Genomic DNA, 16,450 nt, shown 5'->3' with positions numbered 1-16,450 from the left:
ACGGGCCCGTCGTCACAGGACTCAGGAGCACCCACCCATGTCTTCGCCCAAGTCTTCGTCCAAGCGCAATCGGAAGCCGCTGTTCATCGGCGCGGGCGTGGCGGTCGCCGCGCTGCTGCTCGGCCTCGCCTCGTACACCGCCACCCGTCCCGATGACGCCGCCTCCGCGCCCAAGGCGTCCGGCGCGAACTCCACCTCGGGCCCGGCCGCCGAGGTCACCGTGGACCCGCAGTCCGGGGCCTACCCCGAACTGGAGAAGCTGGCCCGGCGCGACGCCAAGGACGGGCTCGCGATCGGCCGGGCGGACGCGCCCGTCGTGATGGTCGAGTACGCCGACTTCCAGTGCGGCTTCTGCGGGAAGTTCGCCCGGGACACCGAGCCCGAGCTGATCAAGAAGTACGTCGACGCGGGCACCCTGCGCATCGAGTGGCGCAACTTCCCGATCTTCGGCGAGCCCTCCGAGAACGCGGCGCGCGGGGCCTGGGCGGCGGCCCAGCAGGGCAAGTTCTGGCAGTTCCACGCGGCCGGGTACGCCAAGGGAGCCAAGGAGAAGGGCTTCTCCGTCGAGCGCGTGAAGGCGCTGGCCGAGGAGGCCGGCGTGCCCGACCTGGAGCGGTTCGCGAAGGACCTGGACAGCGAGGCGGCGAAGGCGTCCGTGAAGCGGGACCAGGACGAGGCGTACGGCCTGGGCGCGACCTCCACGCCGTCCTTCCTGATCAACGGCCGGCCGATCGCGGGCGCCCAGCCGAAGGAGACCTTCACCGACGCCATCGACGCGGCGCTGAAGGCCGCGGGCGGCAAGCGGCCCCAGGGCGCCGGCGCGGACGGCGGGGACGCGAAGGAGCCGGCCGGACGATGACCGAGATCGGCTACCTGGCCGCCTTCCTCGGCGGCCTCCTCGCCCTGATCAGCCCCTGTAGCGCACTGCTGCTGCCGGCCTTCTTCGCGTACTCGCTGGACTCGACGGGCCGACTGCTGGCCCGTACCGGGATCTTCTACGCGGGGCTCGCGACCACCCTCGTACCGCTCGGCGTCGCCGGGTCGTACGCCAGCCGCTTCTTCTACGGCAACCGCGACCTGCTGGTGTCCGTCGGCGGCTGGCTGATCATCGCCCTCGGCGTGGCCCAGGTCCTGGGGCTGGGCTTCGCCTCCCGTCGCCTTTCGGCCGTTTCCGGCCGAATCCGGCCCACCACGGCCGCCCCCGTCTACGCCCTCGGCCTGGTCTACGGCTTCGCCGGTTTCTGCGCCGGGCCGATCCTCGGCAGCGTCCTGACCGTCTCGGCGTTCAGCGGCAGCCCGGTCTACGGGGGGCTGCTGCTCGCCGTGTACGCGCTGGGCATGGCGGTGCCGCTGTTCTTCCTGGCGCTGCTGTGGGACCGCTTCGACCTGGGCAAGCGGCGCTGGCTGCGGGGCCGCGGACTTGCCGTCGGCCGCTTCCAACTGCACACCACGTCGCTGCTGTCGGGCCTCTTCTTCGTGCTGCTCGGCACCCTCTTCCTGGTCTTCGACGGCGCCACGGCCCTGCCCGGGCTGGTCTCCGTCGACAACTCCTTCGCCGCGGAGCAGTGGGCGAGCGAGGTCGGCACGGCGGTGCCCGACTGGGTGCTGCTGGTGGGGGTGGTGGCCGTGGTCGCGGTGATCCTCGCGATCCGCGGCTGGCGCCGGGTTTCCGACGCGCCGGAGCCCACGCCTGCGGCCACGACTGCGTCCGCCTCGGCGGAGGAGTCCTAGGGCGCGTCCACCGCGCCCCGCGCGTTGCTGCGCCCGTCTGGACGGATCCTCGGCTTCCCTGCGGGCGTGTTCGTCTCCGCGGCCCGCTGGTGGGCTGTTCGCGCAGTTCCGCCCCCTGTGCCCTGCGGGGACGGGGGGACCCCCAGCGCCCTAAACACCTCCGCCTCAGCCCGCAGGCACATGACGGGGTCAGCGAAACAGGCGGCGCTGGGGGTCCGCCCCCACGCCCTCTGGGCGTAGGTGGGGGTGCCCCGTGCCCGGCAGGGCACAGGGGGAGGAACCGCGCGAGAACCACTCGTGGTCGGCGGAGACCAATGCTCCCGCGGGGCTACGGCGGGGTGGTCAGGGGCGCGAGGAACTGCGCGAACAGCCCACCACCGGCTGGTGGAGACCAACTGCCCCGCGGGGTTACGGCGGGAGTGTCAGGGCGCTGGGGTCCCCCCAGGCCCGCTGGGGCCGAGGTGGGGGTGCCCCGTGCCCGGCAGGGCACAGGGGGAGGAACCGCGCGAACAACCCACCACCGGGCCGCGGAGACCAACGCTCCCGCAGGGAAGCCGCAGGCAGGTCAGGCGCGCAAGGGCACGCGCGGGCATGGGGGGACGACGAAGGCCCCGTCCAAGGGGACGGGGCCTTCGGGTGGTGGCTGGGGCCGGGATCGAACCGGCGACCTATCGCTTTTCAGGCGATCGCTCGTACCAACTGAGCTACCCAGCCACGCAGTTCGCCGAGGCGATCTGCAAGCGGTCCTGACGGGATTTGAACCCGCGGCCTCCACCTTGACAGGGTGGCGAGCACTCCAAACTGCTCCACAGGACCATATTTCGCAACGCTGTGCGAGCACTAGTCTCGCACAGGCGTAGCGTGCCCCCAACGGGATTCGAACCCGTGCTACCGCCTTGAAAGGGCGGCGTCCTGGGCCACTAGACGATGAGGGCTAAGGGCCCACCTGGGCGCTTTGTCAGCGCGTCGGGGACGTGAGAAGCATATGGGATGGCGGGAGGTATCGCCAAAACGGTTTACGGATCGGGGGAACGGGAGGCCGCGGACGGGGGCCCGGAAGGCGGGGCCGAAGGCGGCGAGGGCATGGGCGAGGGCATGGGCGAGGGCGCGGGGGAGGGGCGCGCGCCCGGCTGGTTCTCCTCCGGCAGGTGCCGGCTGACCTCGGCCGTCGTCAGCCCCAGCCCACCCAGCGTGATCTCGTCCCACGCCTGGAGCCGTTTGGTCGTACGGTCCAGGTAGAGCACCGACGCACGGACCTTCTCCGGCTTGTCGTTCTGCACGGCCCGCAGCCCGCCGCCGCCCGTGGACCCCTCGATCTTCAGCCGGGTGCCCTGCTCCAGCACCTCGACCTCGCGCCGGTGGACGTGCCCGGCGAGCGCGAGCGGGACCGTGCCGTCCGTCTCCCTGGCCGCGACCGGATTGTGGGCGACGGCGACGTCCACCGGGGTGCCCACGCGGGCCTGGTCGCGGATGGCGGAGGCCAGTCGGATGCCCGCCATCCGCTCCGCGGGGTCGCCCTGGGCGACCACCGAGCGGTCGGGGGTGAACTGCGGGTCCCCGGTGCCGGCGATGCGCAGCCCGCCGACGGTGACCGCCCGGCCCTCGTCCAGCACGTGCGCGTTCGCCATCCGCTCCAGGTACGCCTGGGTGGCGCGGGAGTCGTGGTTGCCGCGCACCCACACGTAGGGCGCGGCCAGGTCGCGGATCGGGTCCAGGAAGGCGTTCTCGGCGCCGGAGCCGTGGTCCATGGTGTCGCCGGAGTCGATGATCACGTCGATCCGGTACTGCTCCACCAGTGAGGCGACGATGTGCCAGGCGGCCGGGTTGAGGTGGATGTCGGAGACGTGCAGCACCCGGATGCTGCCGGGGTCGGGGCGGTACGCGGGCAGGCTCGACGTCGCGTCGTACAGCTTGGTCACGTTGGTGACCAGCCGCGCCAACTCCTGCTGGTAGACGTCGAACTCGGTGACGATCGAACGGGCGTTGCCGACCAGCGAAGGCGCGCTGGTGAGCAGCCCGGAGAACTTCGGCTCCAGGACGGACTTCGGGTTCCAGGTGGCGAACGCGGTGACGGCGGACGCGGCGAGCAGTGCGAGGGCGAGGCCGCCGGCCGCCAGTGCGCGGCGCGGGCGGCGGTAGACGACCAGGCCGAGGGCGGTGGCGCCGGCGACGACCGCGACGCAGGAGCGCACGGCCAACTCGGTGGTGCCGGCGACGACGTCCCGGGCGACTTCGTCGCCGAGCCGGTTGAAGCGCTCCGGCTGCTCGACGAGGGCGGCGGAGCGGGCCGGGTCGAGCCGTTCGACGTCCACGTCGAGGCGGAGCGGCGCGGTGTGCGACGCGAGGTCGAGCGAGCCGAGCGGGGAGACGTCGATCCGGGTGCCGCCGCCCAGGTCGGGGCGGAGCGACAGGCTGGTCTCCATCGGGCCGACGGAGGTCTGGGGTTGGACGCTGCCGACGACGAGCAGGCCGAGCCAGCCGCCGAGCACGGCGACGGCGGCGAGGCCGAGGGCCCGCAGCCAGGGGCGGCCGGGGGCGTCCCGCAACGACCGCTCCTTGGGGCGGCGGACCCTCAAGCGGCGGGCACGCAGCCACAGCGCGCGGGCCCGGGACGGTGCGGGCCGCGGCCGGAGGGCGCGGGCTGAGCGTGCCATTGGGCCCGTATGCCCGCGGTCGGAGATCGGTATGCCGTACGGGCGTGGCGAGAGGACGCCACGGGCGCGGGTGGCGTCCTCGGCGGCGTACGTGACAATGGCCGGGTGCTGGAGATGACGCGCGAGGAGTTCGAGGAACTGGTCGCCGAGGCGCTGGACCGGATCCCGCCCGAGCTGACGCGACTGATGGACAACGTCGCGGTCTTCGTGGAGGACGAGCCGTCCCCCGACGACCCCGAACTCCTCGGGCTGTACGAGGGCACCCCGCTCACCGAGCGCGGCGAGTGGTACGCGGGCGTGCTGCCGGACCGGATCACGATCTACCGCGGGCCGACGCTGCGGATGTGCGAGAGCCGCGAGGACGTGGTCGTCGAGACGGAGATCACGGTGGTGCACGAGATCGCGCACCACTTCGGCATCGACGACGAGCGGCTGCACGCGCTGGGGTACGGGTGAGCCCGTCCGCCGAGCCCCCCGGGCCAGCGGAGCCCCCGGATCCCTCTGAGCCCGCGGAGCCCTTCTCGCACGGGCCCGCGGGCGAGGCGATCGACCCGGACGTCGATCTGCACGTGCCCGCGCAGCGGGCGGAGACGGCCGGCGTCCACCTGGCGTTCGTCCTGGCGGCCGTGTCGATCGGCGGCGCGGCCGGGGCGGTCGCGAGGTACGCGGTGGGCCGCGGCTGGCCCGTCGACCACGCAGCCGGCGGCGCCGCGGCCTTCCCCTGGGGCACCTTCGGCATCAACGTGGTCGGCTCCGCGCTCATCGGCGTGCTGATGGTGCTGGTCAGCGAGGGCGGCCGGACGGCGCACCCGCTGGTGCGGCCGTTCCTCGGGGTCGGGGTGCTCGGCGGGTTCACCACGTTCTCCGCGTACGCGCTGGACTTCCGCGAGCTGCTGGTGCACGGGAACGGCGGCGCCGCGTACGCCTACGCGGGCGGCACGGTCGCCGGCTGTCTCGGTGCGGTGTGGCTGGCCGCGGCCCTCGCCCGGCGGGCGGTCGAAGGACGGGCGGCGGAACGGCGGGCGGTCCGGTGACCTGGCTGCTGGTCGTCGTCGGCGCGGCCGTCGGGGCGCCCCTGCGCTATCTGACGGACCGCGCGGTCCAGTCGCGCCACTCGTCGGTCTTCCCCTGGGGCACCCTCACCGTGAACGCCTGCGGCTGCCTGGTGCTGGGCCTGGTCGCCGGGGCGGCGGTGTCCAGCGGGACGTACGCCCTGCTCGGTACGGGGCTGTGCGGCGCGCTCACCACGTACTCGACCTTCTCGTACGAGACGCTGCGGCTGGCCGAGCGGGGGTGGAGCGGGATCGCGGCGGCGAATGCGGCCGGGTCGGTGCTGGTGGGCATCGGGGCGCTGGCCCTGGGGGTGGAGCTGGCGCGGGCGGTGACGGGCTGAGGCGGTGCGGGCCGGGTTCGCCGGGCGGGCGCGCGGATCGGTGGATGCGCGGGCGTACGACCCGGAGCGCTGCCCGCGCGCGGGTGCGCGGGTCGGTCGGGCATCCGGTCGGGTGCGCGGTCGTGTACTCGTCAGGGAGTTGTGCGTGTCCCCCGCGGGGCGCCGGGAGTTGGGCAGGGAGACCTGCACACGGGACCGGACCTGCACCACGGGACCGGGTCCCGTGCGCGGACGTTGAACCGGTGTTCGGGCGCGGTGGTGCGCCCGGGCGCAGAACGCGCGCTCCTGTCCCCGTACCGCTCCGGAGGTGCCCCCGTGCGCCAGTTGCCCGCCCTCGGCCGTACGGCCGCTCACGACCGTTCCGGCTCCTCCGGCAGGTCCGGTCGCATGGTGGCCGCGATCGCCGCGTCGCTGGCGATCGCGGCCACGGCGGGGTGCATGAGCGTCGGCGACGACGGGCGGACCAAGCCCGCGCCGACCCCGTCGTCCGACCGGCCGCGCACGGAGGCGGACGTGGACGGCGGGCGGACGGACCCCCGGGCCCGGTCCGCGGCGGGCGGCGGACGGGTCGGCGCCGGGAAGCCCGGCGACCCAGGGTCGGCGCCGGACGCGTCACCGGCGCCGAGCGGCACGGCCGACCCCTCGCCCCGGCCCACCGGGGAGCCGCACCGGCCGCCGCGCCCCGATGCGCCCGAGCCGACCGAGGGCGGGCGGCCCACCCCGTCCGCGCCGCCGGAGACGGAGCCGGTGGACCCGCCCGTCGAGCAGCCCTCCCCGCCGCCGGTCTCCCCGCAGCCGCCGGAGCCGACCGAACCGCCGTCGGCGTCGTCCGCGCCCGAGGTGCGCGCGGCGGCGCTGGAGGTGGCGGCGGAGGAGTACCTGGCGCGGGCGGAGCCCATGGCGTCGCCGCAGTCGGGGCCGGCGTGATCGGTGAGATCGGCGTGATCGGCGTGACGGGCATGGCGGGTGTGATCGGTGTGACGGGGGCGTGGGTAGGTGCGGAGCGGGGCGTCGGGGGCGGGCGGATGCGCGGCCGGGCGTGCGCCGGGGTGCGTGTAATCGGGGTCACGCCCGAGCGGTTTGCCTCGGGCGGGGGAGGGTGCGTATGGTGGTAGATCGTTTGATCCCATTGCCCGGCGCCGTAGCAGAAGCGCGCCGTGTGGCGCGTACCTCCCTAGCCGTGGCTGACCGCATCGAGGCGGTCGAATTGCGAAATCACGGAGTTTGGGCGCGTGCCGAGACTCCGGAAGGTTTCGCATTTCGCATGTCCACTTTCAGCACTGAGCACGCCGCCATGCCCACCGAGGGCGCTGGCGCGACCGAGGGTCCCGTGACCCTGGAGACGATCGGCGCCGTTGAGGCCGCCGAGTCCGTAGAGACCGCGGAGACGACCGTGGAGACGGTTGAGGCGGTTGAGGTTGCGGAGGCCCCCGAGGCCCCCGAGGCCGCTGACGTCGCCGACGTCGCGGAGTCCGACGAGGACGCCGCCGAGGCTTCCGACGCCCCCGAGACCACCTTCGCCGACCTCGGCCTCCCCGAGGGCATCGTCCGCAAGCTGGCGCAGAACGGCGTCACCGTCCCGTTCCCGATCCAGGCCGCGACCATCCCGGACGCCCTGGCCGGCAAGGACATCCTCGGCCGTGGCCGCACCGGCTCCGGCAAGACGCTCTCCTTCGGCCTCCCGCTGCTGGCCTCGCTCGCCGACGGCCGCACGGAGAAGAAGAAGCCCCGCGGCGTCATCCTCACCCCCACCCGCGAGCTCGCGATGCAGGTCGCGGACGCCCTCCAGCCGTACGGCGACGTCCTCGGCCTGAAGATGAAGGTCGTCTGCGGCGGCACCTCGATGGGGAACCAGATCTACGCCCTGGAGCGCGGCGTCGACATCCTCGTCGCCACCCCGGGCCGACTGCGCGACGTCATCAACCGCGGCGCCTGCTCGCTCGACCAGGTGCAGGTCGCGATCCTCGACGAGGCCGACCAGATGTCCGACCTGGGCTTCCTGCCCGAGGTCACCGAGCTGCTCGACCAGGTGCCCGCCGGCGGTCAGCGGATGCTCTTCTCCGCGACGATGGAGAACGAGATCACCACGCTCGTCAAGCGCTACCTGAACGACCCGGTCAGCCACGAGGTCGACAGCGCCCAGGGCAACGTCACGACCATGACCCACCACGTCCTCGTCGTGAAGCCGAAGGACAAGGCGCCGGTCACCTCCGCGATCGCCGCCCGCAAGGGCCGCACCATCATCTTCGTCCGCACCCAGCTCGGCGCGGACCGGGTCGCCGAGCAGCTGCGCGAGTCGGGCGTGAAGGCGGACGCGCTGCACGGCGGCATGACGCAGGGCGCGCGCACCCGCACGCTGGCGGACTTCAAGGACGGTTACGTGAACGTCCTCGTCGCCACCGACGTCGCCGCCCGCGGCATCCACGTCGACGGCATCGACCTGGTCCTGAACGTGGACCCGGCCGGCGACCACAAGGACTACCTGCACCGCTCGGGCCGCACCGCCCGCGCCGGCCGCTCCGGCACCGTCGTCTCGCTGTCGCTGCCGCACCAGCGCCGCCAGATCTTCCGGCTGATGGAGGACGCGGGCGTGGAGGCGTCGCGGCACATCGTGGGCGGCGCCGGCGCGTTCGACCCCGAGGTCGCCGAGATCACCGGTGCGCGTTCGCTGACCGAGGTCCAGGCGGACTCCGCGAACAACGCGGCCAAGCAGGCCGAGCGCGAGGTCGCCGACCTCACCCGCCAGCTTGAGCGCGTCCAGCGGCGCGCCGGCGAACTGCGCGAGGAGGCGGACCGCCTGGTGGCCCGCGCCGCGCGCGAGCGCGGTGAGGACCCGGAGGCCGCGGTCGCCGAGGTCGCCGAGGCCGCGGGTGCGGAGCTGGAGGCCGCGGTGGAGGCGGCGACGGCCGCGGAGCGCCGCGAGGAGCGTCGGGACGACCGCCGTGACGACCGCGGTGGTTACGACCGGGACCGTCGGGACGACCGCGGCAACTTCGAGCGGCGGAACCGTTCGTACGACCGTCGTGACGACCGCCGCGACGACCGTCGTGACCGTGACGACCGTCGGGACGACCGTGGTGGCTTCCGCCGTGACGACCGTCCGTCCGGTGGCTTCCGCCGCGACGACCGCCGTGATGACCGTCGGGACGACCGCGGTGGCTTCCGCCGTGACGACCGTCGGGAGGACCGCGGTGGCTTCCGTCGCGACGACCGTCCGTCCGGTGGCTTCCGCCGCGACGACCGCCGTGACGACCGGCCCTCCGGTGGCTTCCGTCGTGATGACCGTCCGTCCGGTGGTTTCCGTCGCGACGACCGCCCGAGCGGTCACCGCGGCAGCGACCGCCCGTTCAACCGCGACCGTCGCGACGACCGCCCCTCGGGCGGCGGTTACCGCTCCGGTTCGTCGGACCGTCCGTACGGCCGCCGCGACGACCACCGCAGCAGCAACTCCGCTCCGTACGGCCGCCGCGAAGACAAGCCGCGCTGGAAGCGCAACGGCTGACGCCTGACGGCGGACTTCAACGCCGCCGAACCCCGCAGGGCCCGCACCTCCACCCGAGGCGCGGGCCCTGCGCCGTTCGCAACCCTGTACGATCTCGCCCATCTGGGGCGGGAGTTGGATCCTGCAACGGCCATGAAGCGGCGTCTGTGCCGCTCCTCCCGCGCTCCCAGTCACACGGCACATGTCGCGGGTCCACCGCCGAACGCGCGGTGCGGACCCTGGGGAGGGGTTATCTGTGCGGGATCGTTCTGCCGTCAGACGTACGGCATCCAAGCGCGTCGTGGCGACCGCGGTCGCGGTGGCCGCGGGCGCGGGCCTGTGCACCGCGGTGACGGCGCCTTCGGCCGTGGCCGCGGAGCCCGGGCGGGCGTCGGCCGCGTCCGACGCCGTCGTACCGCCGCAGGCGCGCTACCTGCCGCGGGAGGACACCCTCCTGGAGGCGGGCGCCACCGGCTACCTCCACAAGCGGGAGGGCCACAAGGGCCGTTACTGGTGGACGGAGTACGCGACGGGCGAGACGCGCGAGGCCCCTGCGCTCGCCGAGCAGCTCGGTCACTCGGGGCTGCGGGCGAAGGAGTCGTCCCAGCCCGACGGCTCGTGGAGCGTCGTCATCACCGACCTGGCGACGGGCTCGAAGACCACGATCGGCACACCCGAGGGCGCAGTGTTCACCGGGGCGTACACCGCCGACTCGATCGTCGTGCACCGGTTCGCCGCGGACGGCAACGTCGCGTCGATGAGCATCCTGCGCCGGGCGGCGGACGGCACGATCACCGAACGTGCCGTGACCGGCGCTCCCGACGGCGTCGACCGGTGGGTCAATGCGGACAGTACCCGGCAGGACGGACGCGGAGCCGTCATCGGCTTCCAGCGGGTCGACCCCGCCGCCCCCATGCAGTACCTGCTCGACTACGAGACCGCACGACTCACCGTGCTGCCCAAGCCGGGCGACGGCCCCCTGAGCGAGCGCCACGTGGTCGCCGACTACGACCTGTGGGAGTACAAGGTCGTCACCGTCGACCGGCGCGATCCGACCGCCGCCCCGGTGACCACCACGATCCCGAAGCCGACCGGACCCGAGCGGTCCTACGGCGGTTTCGCCGTCGTCGGTGACTGGCTCCTGATCAGCCGGGACGTCGAGAAGTCCCCGGGGCCGGGGGGCACGAAGTACGTGCCGGGCGGCGGGCTGTACGCCATCCCGATCGGCGGCTCCCAGCAGCACCAACTGCTGCGCTACTCCGACATGAAGCTCGTCACCGCGCCCGACGGCAGCGTGCTCGTGGTCGGCGGCAGCGGGGCCGCGGACTGGGCCGTACGGCGCGTCACCGTCGGCGCGGACGGCAAGCCGCAGCTCACCAAGGTGCGCGACGTGCCCTTCGTCCCGGCGCAGCTCCAGGGCCTGGCACTGGGCGGCGGCGTGCTGAGCTACGCGGCCCACACGGACGCCGCGCCGTTGCCGTCGCTCTACGACCACGACGTGTCCTTCGCCGGTGCGCCCGCGGTGGGCGAACGCCGACTCCGCCATACCCAGCCGTCGACGTTCCACTACGGGGTGCACGCCCTCGGTGACGGCCGCACGGGCTTCTCCAACAGCGTGGGCATGTACGTCGCGAACGCCGACAAGAGCCTGTCCGTCGTCAGGGTGCCGGGCAGCGGCATCCCGGAGGTGATGGAGACCACGGGCCGCTACTCGCTCATCCGCTCCTACGGGTCCGGGCAGTTCATCGGCGACGTCCGCCGGAACTCCGACGACAACGTGCTGATGCCGTGGGACGGTGCCGCGAGCCTCTGGGGCGGTCAGGCATGGAAGCCGGGGCACACGGTCGGCACCATCGCCCAGTACGACTTCGCCACGCAGCGCACCACGAGGGACTTCCACCTGGACTCGGGCTGCACCCCGAACAAGCTCCAGGCCGTCGGCCGCTGGGTGTACTGGAGTTGCGGCTCGGGCGCCGCGGCCAAGGCGGGCGTGTGGGACCACAAGGTCCGCAAGAGCATCCCCGTCCCGACGAACGGCTCGGCCCGTCTCGGCGACGGCTTCGTCGTGCGCGAGGCGGACGGCAAGCTGCTGCTGACCGACTTCCACCAGGGCGCGGGCGGCGCGGTGGCGACGCGCGAGTTCGCGGCCGTGCCCGCGGGCGCGAAGTGGGCGGTGGACAAGTTCGGCGGGGACGTCGCGTTCACGGACGCCGAAGGGGCGATCCGGATCCGCCCGGTGAACGTGCCGCGCTCCCCGATCGCGGTCGTCGAGGGCGTCGCCGACCCCAACAACGCCGGCGACGGCGCGTGGAACGCGCGCTGGCAGCTCAGCCGGCCCCCGGCGTCCTGGACCGTCACGGTGAAGGACTCGGCGGGCAAGGTCGTACGGACCCTGACGTCCACGGACCGCTCCGGCGCGCAGATCGAAGCGGCCTGGGACACCAAGGACGCCGCGGGCAAGCAGGCCCCCGCCGGCGCCTACACCTGGACCCTCACCGCGACCCCGTCCGACTCCCCGACCCCCACCGTGCTCCGCACGGGCAAGGTCACCGTCTCGCCCACGTCCGTCCGTTGACCCACCCGCGGGGCGCGCCACCCACCCGGCGCGCCCCGCGGCCCCGTCCCGCCGCCTATCACGCCCCGATCGACACGGAGACCGGATACCCGATCGGTGCACGCGCCCGCTCCGGCTATGCTCAGGTGTGGCGTGGCCGCGGGCCGTTAGCTCAATTGGCAGAGCAGCGGACTTTTAATCCGTAGGTTGTCGGTTCGAGTCCGACACGGCCCACCCCGAGCAGGACGAGCGAAAGCCTGTGACCTGCGAAGAAGCGCCCCATCCGGCTGAGGCCGGGTGGGGCGCTTCCGCATTGGCGGGCTGGTGCGGGAGTGTCGTCTGTGCAACTCACTGCCGTGTCACCGCGTCTCACTCCATGACAGTCGGCCGCCGATCAGCCGGGAGAGCACGTGGCGGAGCAGGACCAGAAGGCGGACGCGGCGCGGGAGAAGGACCGCGAGAAGTGGCTGGCGCGCTTCCAGGTGCGGCTGGCCATGCAGCCGGGCGTGGACCGGGCGGTCGTGCTCCGGGCGGTCAAGGAGGTCACGACGCACTGCGCGGATACGGGAGAGCACCCGCGGGCTGCCTTCGGTGACCCGGACGCCCATGCCGTGCAGGTCGCCGCGCGGCTGGTGCCGGCGGACCAGGCGGCGCGGGCGAAGCGGCACAACGCCGTGGTGGGCGCGATCGACTCCGTGCTGAAGAAGGCCGGGGGCGCCGTCGGCCTGCGGTGATCGATCCTGCGTGGAAGTGCCCCACCCGGTTTCGGTCGGGTGGGGCACTTCGGCGTTCGCGGCGGGTCCGCCTTGCTCAGAAAATCGAACACGTTATCTAATTCAAGCCATGAGCAGGCACCTCTTCCCCGCTGACCTCCTGGAGACCCAGATCGCTTGGTACGTCGTGTACGGGCAGCTCGCCGCCGCCTCGTCGGTGTACGGCGTGGCTGCTCACCGGCGGCGGCTGCTTCAGCTGTCGTCCCGGATCGCCGGGCATCCGTACTGGCTGAGTCCGGCCGGGACGCCGGCGGCGCGGGTGGCGTTGAAGGAGGCGGCGCGGGAGCTCGCGGGGGTGGGCGGAAGCCCCCGCTGACGGGCGTCAACGGGGGCTTCCGCGGGGGCTTTCGTGGGGCGGGTCAGCAACTCGTCGAACAGGAGCAGCAATTGGCCCGCACCCGGACGTCGTCGATGACCGCGCCCCACGCGCCGGCCATGGTGCTGGCGAAGGCCAGCGTGGTGGTGGTGCCGTTGGCCACGAAGGTGAACTGGCGGTTCACGTAGCCCATGTTGGTGGGGCTCTTGCCGGTGGTGTCGAAGGAGAAGTCCTGGAAGTTCTGGCCGTCGATGAGGGCCCGGCCGGTCTTCAGGATCGACAGGTGGGCGGGGGAGACGTTGCCGGCCAGGGCGTACGAGACGGTGTACGTCGTGCCGGGCACGGTCGTGAAGGTCTGGGAGACGGTTCCCGCCGAGGTGCCGTTCAGGTCGACGGACTGGTCGCCCTCGGCGGCGCCCCAGTAACCCTTGCCGATCAGGTCCACCGTGCCGCCGGTGACCTGCCAGGGGCCCAGCGCCTGGCCCGCGGAGTACGTCGCGAACGCGTTGACGGGCGCCGTGGGGTACTCGAAGCTGCCGTCGTCGAAACGGCTGACGGCCGCCGCGTGCGCCGGGGTCGTCAGGGCCGCGCCGACGCCGGCGAGCAGGGCGGCCGAGGCGACGGCGGCGGTGCAAGCGCGCAGGAGTTTCATGGGGGCCTCCGTGGTTCTCCGGGAATTCATGCGGAGCCGGACTGGCTCAGCGGGTTGAATTTCCCGTTAATCGGCCCGGAGGCCAAGCCTGGTGCGACGGCGCATGATGGCGTGGCCTGGGAAGGTGAAGCCTCTGTGCGCTGGTTTAATCCGCGCCATCCGCTGGCTGCGCCGTCATCGTCCCTCCTGGTGGGGATGGGTGCGGCGGCGGTTCGCTTTCGCATTTAATGAGGTGCGGAGTTGAGAAAACGATACGCCGCTCTGATGTGCGCAAGGAATGGCATTTTTATTCGGTTGGAGAATTCGGCCCCGCCGCGCGGGGGGTTCGCGGCGGGGCCTGGACCGCTTCTTGAAGACCGGAAGCGGCCCTGACGGGCTGCTGCCCCGGGTGGACGTCGCCATGCGCCGTGAAGGCGTCTTGATCACGCCATTCCGCGGCGTGATCCCGTTCTGTAGTACGTGCCGCGTAGTACGCGCTGCGTACCATCCCGCCATGCGTACTCATGACGCCCAGATGCTCGTGCTCTCCGCCCTCGCCGACGGGCCCCTGCACGGCTACGCCATCAACGCGGCCATCGAGAAGCTCTCCGGCGACCGCCTCGGCGCCGGCAGCCTCTACGGCGCGCTCGCCCGCCTGGAGGCCAAGCGCTGGGTGGAAGCGCTGGAGGGGGAGGGGCGCCAGCGGCCCTTCCGGCTGACCGGGCGCGGGCGGCAGGAGTTGGCGCTCCAGGCGAGGTCCATGGCCCGGGTCAGCGAGCACGTCTTCGAGTCGATCACCCCCGACGAGGTGGGCTACCTGGACCGGGTGGCCGCGTCCGCCATCGGCCGCTCGTACAAGAGCGTGGTGCTGCCCGCGCTCGGGGCGCGGCCCGGCCACACCGTGCTCGACCTCGGCTGCGGTCCGGGCACGGACCTCGGCACGCTCGCGGACGCGGTCGGCCCCACGGGTGCGGTCGTCGGCGTCGACGCCAGCCGGGAGATGGCCGAGCGGGCGCGGGAACGCATGCGGGAGCGGGCTGAGGGGGGTGGAGGGGCCGCGGGCGTCGAGGTGTTGCTCGGCGACGTGCACCGGCTGCCGCTGGCGGACGCGAGCGTCGACCGGGTGCGCACGGACCGGGTGCTCCAGCACGTGACGGACCCGGCGCAGGTGCTCGCGGAGGCGCGGCGCGTCCTGCGGCCGGGCGGACGGCTGGTGATGGCGGAGCCCGACTGGGACTCGCTGGTCGTCGACTACCCCGACCTCGACGTCGTCCGCGGCTACACCCGGCACATCACGGACCGGATCATCCGCAACGGCGTCATCGGGCGGGAACTGCCGCGGCTCGCGGCGGCGGCTGGGTTCGCGGTGCCGATGGTGGTGCCGGTCACGTCGGTCTTCCGCGAGGTGGGCGCGGCGGACGCGGTGTTGGGGCTGGAACGGAACACGCAGCGGGCGATCGAGGCGGGGTACGTGGCGGAGGGGGCGGGGCGGGAGTGGCTCGCCGCGCTCGGGGGTGCGGCACCGTTCTTCGCGTCGGTGACGCTGTATGTGGTGGTGGCGGAGTGATCGGGGGCGGGGCGGTGGTCCCTGCCGAGCGTGGGTGGCCTGTTCCGTGCTCCCCGCGACCCCAGGGGCTGAGGACGCGGGGAAGCGTCGGCGTCGTCGCTACGGGGCCGGGGTGAAGGTGACGCGGGTGGAGGGGCAGCCGGCGGCGAGTTGGTAGAGCCTGCGCTGTTCTTCCTCGTCGATGGACAGGGCCCAGCGGAGCTTGGTCGCGAGCCAGTCGGAGGTGTAGCGGCACAGGGCGTCCGCGGCCGGCGGGAGCCATTGCGCGGGGTCCTGGTCCGCCTTGGAGCGGTTGGACTTGGCGGTGACGGCGACGAGGGACGACGCCTGGCCCTGGTCGTTGGCGTACGCCTCGCGGCGCGCCGCGGTCCAGCCGTGCGCGCCGGAGTCCCACGCCTCGGCGAGCGGGACCATGTGGTCGATGTCGAGCGAGGACGCCGATTCCACCACGGTGTCGTCGTAGTACGACCACCAGGAGCCGCCGCTCAGGGCGCACCGGGCGCCGACCGTCGGGGCCTGGACGGCTTCCGAGATCAGGACCTCGTTGCGGGTGTTGCAGCCGTCGGGCTTGAGGCCCGCGTTCCAGTGCTTGAACGCGTCGCGGGTGTAGCCGGTTCGGCTCTCGGTCGCGACGGGGAGCCGGTTGACGGCCACGGCGAGGGACAGGGTCTCGGCCACGCGCGCCGAAGCCGGCGCGGCATCAGGCGTCTGCGTAGCGGCGGGCACTTGCGCCGTGGGTGCTTGCGCCGCGCCGGCCGGGGCCGTGGCCGCGGCGAGCGGAAGGAGGGCGAGTGCGGTGGTCACAGTGACGCGGGTCAGGTTGATGATCACATCAATCTGACTACGCGGCCTTCGTTCTTCTGCGGTGCTATGAACCGACTTACTGGGCCGGATGGGCGCACGTGTTCACTCGGAAACGTTTCAGCACCCCGGGTCACCCCTCCGCACCGGCAACGCCCCCGTGACCCGGCCCCCTCCGCGGACGTTCTCCCGGCATGACCAAGACCAAGCGCATCCTCGCCGCCGTCGCCCTCGCCGCCGGTGCCTCCGCCCTCTCCGTCTCCGGCGCGAGCGCGACCGGGCACGTCGACGAGAAGACCGCCGCCGACGCCACCTCCCTGAGCCAGCTCGACCAGCTCGGCGAACTGAACCAGCTCAACCAGCTCATGGAGGTCCCGAACCAGCTCGCCCCGCTGCTCGACCCCGTCACCCAGCTCGTCGGCGCCGTCCAGTCGTAAGTCGTCAGTCGCAGGTCAGGGCGGACACGGCACCCGCACGCCGGCCCGCCCGAAAATTCTCCGCAGAAAATCTCCCGGGCCGTGTAGAGAACCCGTCGTCGGCTCCGACGTC

The 16,450-nt window shown here is 73.0% G+C and carries 15 protein-coding genes and 4 tRNA genes; 13 read left to right on the top strand and 6 right to left on the bottom strand.

What is annotated here, in order from left to right:
- The first annotated feature begins 37 nt into the window (after positions 1 to 37).
- Together ACH4E8_RS22520 and ACH4E8_RS22515 are read left to right on the top strand one after the other, a co-directional pair.
- On the top strand, positions 38 to 859 hold the full coding sequence (locus tag ACH4E8_RS22520) for a DsbA family protein (RefSeq protein ID WP_398450870.1): 822 nt from the start codon (positions 38 to 40) through the stop codon (positions 857 to 859).
- Positions 856 to 1,731, top strand: coding sequence for a cytochrome c biogenesis CcdA family protein (locus ACH4E8_RS22515; protein WP_398450868.1), 876 nt, complete (start codon positions 856 to 858; stop codon positions 1,729 to 1,731). Before ACH4E8_RS22520 ends, ACH4E8_RS22515 begins: the two co-directional genes overlap by 4 nt.
- Positions 1,732 to 2,368: 637 nt before the next feature.
- Here ACH4E8_RS22515 and ACH4E8_RS22510 read toward each other — a convergent pair.
- From ACH4E8_RS22510 to ACH4E8_RS22495, 4 genes are all read right to left on the bottom strand, one after another.
- Positions 2,369 to 2,445, bottom strand: a tRNA-Phe gene (locus tag ACH4E8_RS22510).
- Between the two features lie 27 nt (positions 2,446 to 2,472).
- Positions 2,473 to 2,547 (bottom strand) — tRNA-Asp (locus tag ACH4E8_RS22505).
- Positions 2,548 to 2,593: 46 nt separating this feature from the next.
- A tRNA-Glu gene (locus ACH4E8_RS22500) sits at positions 2,594 to 2,666 on the bottom strand.
- An 81-nt stretch (positions 2,667 to 2,747) separates the two neighbouring features.
- Complete coding sequence (locus ACH4E8_RS22495; protein ID WP_398450866.1) at positions 2,748 to 4,385, bottom strand: metallophosphoesterase; 1,638 nt, start codon at positions 4,383 to 4,385, stop codon at positions 2,748 to 2,750.
- 105 nt (positions 4,386 to 4,490) lie between these two features.
- On the opposite strand from ACH4E8_RS22495, the gene ACH4E8_RS22490 reads away from it, so the two are divergent.
- From ACH4E8_RS22490 to ACH4E8_RS22450, 9 genes are all read left to right on the top strand, one after another.
- Positions 4,491 to 4,841, top strand: a complete 351-nt coding sequence (locus ACH4E8_RS22490; protein WP_398450864.1) for a metallopeptidase family protein — start codon at positions 4,491 to 4,493, stop codon at positions 4,839 to 4,841.
- Entirely contained in the window at positions 4,838 to 5,419 is a 582-nt protein-coding gene (locus ACH4E8_RS22485; protein ID WP_398450862.1) for a fluoride efflux transporter FluC, read from the top strand. The genes ACH4E8_RS22490 and ACH4E8_RS22485 overlap by 4 nt, the downstream gene beginning before the upstream one ends.
- Positions 5,416 to 5,778: a fluoride efflux transporter FluC gene (locus ACH4E8_RS22480; RefSeq protein ID WP_398450860.1), complete on the top strand. Its 363-nt coding sequence runs from the start codon at positions 5,416 to 5,418 to the stop codon at positions 5,776 to 5,778. The genes ACH4E8_RS22485 and ACH4E8_RS22480 overlap by 4 nt, the downstream gene beginning before the upstream one ends.
- A gap of 315 nt (positions 5,779 to 6,093) precedes the next feature.
- Positions 6,094 to 6,705, top strand: a complete 612-nt coding sequence (locus ACH4E8_RS22475) for a hypothetical protein (protein WP_398450858.1) — start codon at positions 6,094 to 6,096, stop codon at positions 6,703 to 6,705.
- A gap of 337 nt (positions 6,706 to 7,042) precedes the next feature.
- Complete coding sequence (locus tag ACH4E8_RS22470) at positions 7,043 to 9,280, top strand: DEAD/DEAH box helicase (protein ID WP_398450856.1); 2,238 nt, start codon at positions 7,043 to 7,045, stop codon at positions 9,278 to 9,280.
- Between the two features lie 280 nt (positions 9,281 to 9,560).
- Positions 9,561 to 11,834 carry a FlgD immunoglobulin-like domain containing protein gene (locus tag ACH4E8_RS22465; protein ID WP_398450854.1) on the top strand — a complete coding sequence of 758 codons (2,274 nt, stop codon included), beginning with the start codon at positions 9,561 to 9,563 and terminating at the stop codon, positions 11,832 to 11,834.
- Between the two features lie 140 nt (positions 11,835 to 11,974).
- A tRNA-Lys gene (locus ACH4E8_RS22460) sits at positions 11,975 to 12,047 on the top strand.
- 176 nt (positions 12,048 to 12,223) lie between these two features.
- Positions 12,224 to 12,547 carry a hypothetical protein gene (locus tag ACH4E8_RS22455; protein WP_398450853.1) on the top strand — a complete coding sequence of 108 codons (324 nt, stop codon included), beginning with the start codon at positions 12,224 to 12,226 and terminating at the stop codon, positions 12,545 to 12,547.
- Positions 12,548 to 12,656: 109 nt separating this feature from the next.
- Complete coding sequence (locus tag ACH4E8_RS22450; RefSeq protein ID WP_398450851.1) at positions 12,657 to 12,902, top strand: hypothetical protein; 246 nt, start codon at positions 12,657 to 12,659, stop codon at positions 12,900 to 12,902.
- Positions 12,903 to 12,945: 43 nt separating this feature from the next.
- Here ACH4E8_RS22450 and ACH4E8_RS22445 read toward each other — a convergent pair whose 3' ends face one another.
- Positions 12,946 to 13,554, bottom strand: coding sequence for a choice-of-anchor C family protein (locus tag ACH4E8_RS22445; RefSeq protein ID WP_398450849.1), 609 nt, complete (start codon positions 13,552 to 13,554; stop codon positions 12,946 to 12,948).
- A 493-nt stretch (positions 13,555 to 14,047) separates the two neighbouring features.
- Between ACH4E8_RS22445 and ACH4E8_RS22440 the strand changes: the two genes are divergently transcribed.
- Positions 14,048 to 15,100 (top strand): methyltransferase domain-containing protein, encoded by a 1,053-nt coding sequence (locus ACH4E8_RS22440; protein WP_398450847.1) that lies wholly within the window; start codon positions 14,048 to 14,050, stop codon positions 15,098 to 15,100.
- Between the two features lie 99 nt (positions 15,101 to 15,199).
- On the opposite strand, the gene ACH4E8_RS22435 is transcribed toward ACH4E8_RS22440, so the two are convergent.
- Entirely contained in the window at positions 15,200 to 15,931 is a 732-nt protein-coding gene (locus ACH4E8_RS22435) for an HNH endonuclease family protein (protein WP_398450845.1), read from the bottom strand.
- 164 nt (positions 15,932 to 16,095) lie between these two features.
- Between ACH4E8_RS22435 and ACH4E8_RS22430 the strand changes: the two genes are divergently transcribed.
- Positions 16,096 to 16,338, top strand: coding sequence for a hypothetical protein (locus tag ACH4E8_RS22430; RefSeq protein ID WP_398450843.1), 243 nt, complete (start codon positions 16,096 to 16,098; stop codon positions 16,336 to 16,338).
- Positions 16,339 to 16,450: the final 112 nt, after the last annotated feature.

It is taken from the genome of Streptomyces sp. NPDC017979, assembly GCF_044328175.1.
In the GTDB taxonomy this organism is placed as follows: Bacteria; Actinomycetota; Actinomycetes; order Streptomycetales; family Streptomycetaceae; genus Streptomyces.
Note: the sequence above shows the minus strand (reverse complement) of the source record. Positions and strands in the feature narration are given on the sequence as shown.